General features: G+C 62.9%; 3 protein-coding genes and 1 pseudogene. 2 read left to right on the forward strand and 2 right to left on the reverse strand.

The annotated features are described in order from the left end of the window. Positions 1–532: pseudogene (locus EN935_RS26300) on the reverse strand (hypothetical protein); the annotation flags it as partial. A gap of 106 nt (positions 533–638) precedes the next feature. On the opposite strand from EN935_RS26300, the gene EN935_RS26305 reads away from it, so the two are divergent. Together EN935_RS26305 and EN935_RS26310 are read left to right on the forward strand one after the other, a co-directional pair. Beyond that, positions 639–1,697 (forward strand): CapA family protein, encoded by a 1,059-nt coding sequence (locus tag EN935_RS26305; RefSeq protein WP_127263580.1) that lies wholly within the window; start codon positions 639–641, stop codon positions 1,695–1,697. An 83-nt stretch (positions 1,698–1,780) separates the two neighbouring features. Then, positions 1,781–2,728, forward strand: a complete 948-nt coding sequence (locus EN935_RS26310) for a hypothetical protein (protein WP_245468772.1) — start codon at positions 1,781–1,783, stop codon at positions 2,726–2,728. A 17-nt stretch (positions 2,729–2,745) separates the two neighbouring features. Here the strand turns inward: EN935_RS26310 and EN935_RS26315 are convergent, their stop codons facing one another. Next, a complete protein-coding gene (locus tag EN935_RS26315) occupies positions 2,746–3,348 on the reverse strand; it encodes a DUF2314 domain-containing protein (protein ID WP_245468773.1) in 603 nt (200 codons plus the stop codon). Positions 3,349–3,683 lie beyond the last annotated feature (335 nt).

Here is a 3,683-nt window from a genome sequence, read left to right on the forward strand (position 1 = left end):
ACGAGATGCCGCCGCGTGACAACGAGGCGATGATCGCCGCCATGCTTTCATCAGGCGCGATGGTGCCGTCCTCGTTGAGGTCGATGCCGGTATGGGTGAGGTCGATGACCATGCCGATATCGGCGTCTGCCGGCACCGACGCAAACGTGGCGGCGGATTTTTCGAGCCGGTCGCGGAAAGCGACCAGGATGGCGCGGAATTGCTCATAGGTCAGCGGCTCGGGGTTGGCGTTGTCCGGCACCGGCAGCCGCATCAGCGGCAGCATGAAGGATTGCGGGCTTTCGAAACCATGGCGGTGCAGGCCGCTGGCCAGTATCTCCAGCGCGGTGAAGAACTCGCCGGCCCCGGCCGCATAGGCTGATGCCGGGTCTTTTGGCGCGGCGGCCTCCAGCGTCGAGAGAGCGGTGTCGCGCGCAGCCACGGTCTTTGCCTCGAACAAGGTGGTTGCCGCTTCGGGCATTGCCGCCGAGGCGGAAGACAGCGGCACGATCAGCATGAAAGCGGATGTCAGCAGGCCTGCCAGTCGTGTCATCTCTTCCCCCAATATTCGTCGCGCAGAGCAAACATACACCATTTGCAGCGCCGCGCTTCAACCCGCCCCGCGGACGGTCTACACAGGGCAAACAATTGGGCGCCGCGTGTCGAACTATCCGCTTTCCTACAAGCTGTCCTGGCTGCCGCGTTTCCTGAAGCCGTCGCTGGCCGGCGACGCACGAGACTTTGCGCCGATGGCGGGAACGCTGATGGATCCGTCGCCAAGGCAGGCGGTGCGACTTGCCTTCGTCGGTGACATCTCGGCTGTGGCCAATCGCAGTGCGCCGGGCTGCGATCCGGAGATCAAGGCACTTCTCGGCGCTGCCGATCTGGTGATCGGCAATTGTGAAAGCCCTGTTGTGGACAGAGCAAATGCGGCGCTGGGCACGAGGCTCGGCACGCATCACGCGATGAGCGAGCGGTTCCTGGCCGAGGCGCTGGCGGTGGCGGGTATTTCGCGCGAAAAGCTCGTGCTGTCGCTGGCCAACAACCATGTGCTCGACCAGGGCGTCGCCGGTTTCGACGAGACGGTCGCGGCGCTGCAGCGGCTCGGCATCCGCACGGTGGGCCTCGTTGCCAACGGTCCGGTGGTGCCTGTCCAGGTCGGACCGCTTGATATCGGCTTTGCCGCCTTCACGCTGTGGCGCAACGCCGATGAAAGCGTGTTCACGGGGCGCGTATCAATGGACAGTGATCCGGCGCGTTGGTCACGCGATGGTGTCGATCTTCTTTGCGCCGTGCCGCATTGGGACTGGGAGTTCCGGCATTTTCCGCGCGCCGAGACGCGGGTGCTGGCCAGGCGGCTGGTCGGACAGGGCGTCGGGCTGATCGCCGGCCATCACGCCCATGTCGTGCAACCAGTGGAAAAGATCGACAGGACGATCGTCGCTTACGGGCTCGGCGATTTCCTCGGCACCGCCTTTGCCCGCCAGCCATGGCCCGGCCGCATCGGCGGAATATTTGTCGTGGATGTCAGTGTCGATGCCGGCTCCCGGGGCGCCATTGCGTCTTACCGGCTGCATCCCTTCATGCGCCTGCGCGCCGGCGACCACGAGCGGCTGCTGTTGGTGGAAGGGATGGAGAGGCGAATGCGCGGCAAGGTCGAAGCTCGGTTGAGGGCGGTCTTTCCTTCCTCTTCAAGCGAAGAGGGCGTCACCGCTTAACCGTCTGGCGGCCCTTGCAAAACCGACTATCATGCGACGGCAGAGGCAGGCTTGCGAGGGTAGCGGTGGAAACAGCGGATTTCATGCCTGGTGAGGCTGACATCGCCAGCATCCGGAAAGACATCGAGGCCTATGAAGCGGCCAGGGCCTCGGCGGTTCGGCAGGTGCGCTGGGTGCCGCTGTTCGTCGGCCTGGTGCTGGTGGCCGTGGTGCTGGTCGCCTGGCTGTTCAACAAGGTCGCCGACCCCAACGAGCAATGGGTCTCGACGCCGCACGTGTTTCTCTATGTCATCGGCTTCGCGGCTTCGATCCTGCTCTATTTCCAGGCCAGGAAACCGGTGACGCGGCTGCAGCAATCGTTCCGCGAGACGCTGCTGCCGATCATCTTCGGCTTCATTGCGGACATGCGCTACCAGCACGGCGTGACGCCGAATTCCTTCGACCGGCTGCCGCGCACGGCGGTCGGTCCGTTCAACCGGCAGGCGTTCGACGACATCGTCGCGGGCCGCTATGAGGGGTTTCCGTTCGAGCTCTACGAGGCGCATCTGCGGGAAGGGTCGGGCAAGGGCTCGTCGACAGCCTTTCAAGGCGTCATCGTCGCTTTCGAGACCATCGCGCCGTTCCCCGGCATACTGGTGGCGACGCGGCGGACCAACGCGGTGATCAGCTTCTTTCGCGGCATGTTCGCCAGCAAGCTGCAAGAGCTGTCCAGCGGCGACGCGGCGCTCGACGCTGCCTACGAGTTCCGCACCGACAATGTCGGGGCGGCACAGCCACTGGTGAGCGGCCGGCTGGCGCAGGCGCTGAAATGGCTTGGCGAAACCTGGCCGGACGACCCGGCCCGCGTCGCGCTCAACGGCAGCGATGGTTTCCTGCTGCTGCCCCAGACGAAGAACTTTTTCGAGCTGCCGGATATTTCGGTGCCGCTCGACTATACCACACATGTCGCGCCGATGATCGCCGACATGGGCGCGATGCTGGCTACGGCGGCACTTGTGCGCAAGATCGGCGGGAGGGACGAGGCAAGCTAGTCCGGCCGGGCATACGATCAACAATCGTAACCGGATTTGTCGCGCAAATAGTCCGCTTCTTCCTGCGACATTCTCTTGAACATCACGCAGACGGTGAAGCTGCCGACTTGCCGCCCGTCGCGTCTGTATCCCCAGTCGGAAACATCGTCCCTGGTGAATTCTATGTTCTGGCCGAGGACGACATTGCGCACTGCTTCCGGCTGGTTTGCCAATATGCCGACGAAGCCGGTTTCCGTGCGCCGGAACGGGATGACCCAGAAGTGCTCGCTGACATTCCCATCTAGCACCTCGACCTTCAATTTGAACCTGTCCGTGCCTGAGGGCGGCGCTTCGGCCAGGGCCAGGAACTCATCCAAGCTGGCAAGCGCCTTCGCAGTCGCTACCGCCATCTCGGGATCGTCCTTAGCAAAGATAACCGTTTTGTCGTCGCCTGGGTCCGTGGCTTGTGCGCCGGCCAATCCTGGAGCAAGCGCAAGCATCAGGGACATCATGGTCCGGACTGCAAGCTTCATGGAAGGCCCCCCTTCATCGTAACAACGCACCATGCTGTATCCGTTCCCGATTTGCAACCGAAGCGCGAGTTCGATCCGCTTCGGAGTGGCGGTTTTGAACTGATCCATGAAACAAAATGTGTATCGATGACGGGCCAGCAGTCTGTTTCGTGATGCCGCTCGGGACGGATTGCGGCGGCCGCGCCGCGATCGAAACCGTCCGCCACAATCCGGCTAAACGACTCTTTTCGCGGACAGAAGTGGGCTCGTCGGGGGAGCCGAAGCGGCCGGAAATGATGTCGGCAGCAAGCAATGTGTCGGAATTAAGCCTATGATATTGTTTGCGAAAATTCACCCAACGTGATTTGCGGAGGGAGCGCTTTCCGTTCCAGTTTCGGGCCGTCCGGTGCTGTCGTTTGCCAAGGCGGCGGTCCGGAAAAGTGAAACAGCACGGAGTGCTTACC

Origin of the sequence: Mesorhizobium sp. M7D.F.Ca.US.004.03.1.1 (assembly GCF_003998635.1) — a bacterium.
GTDB classification, from domain to species: domain Bacteria; phylum Pseudomonadota; class Alphaproteobacteria; order Rhizobiales; family Rhizobiaceae; genus Mesorhizobium; species Mesorhizobium loti.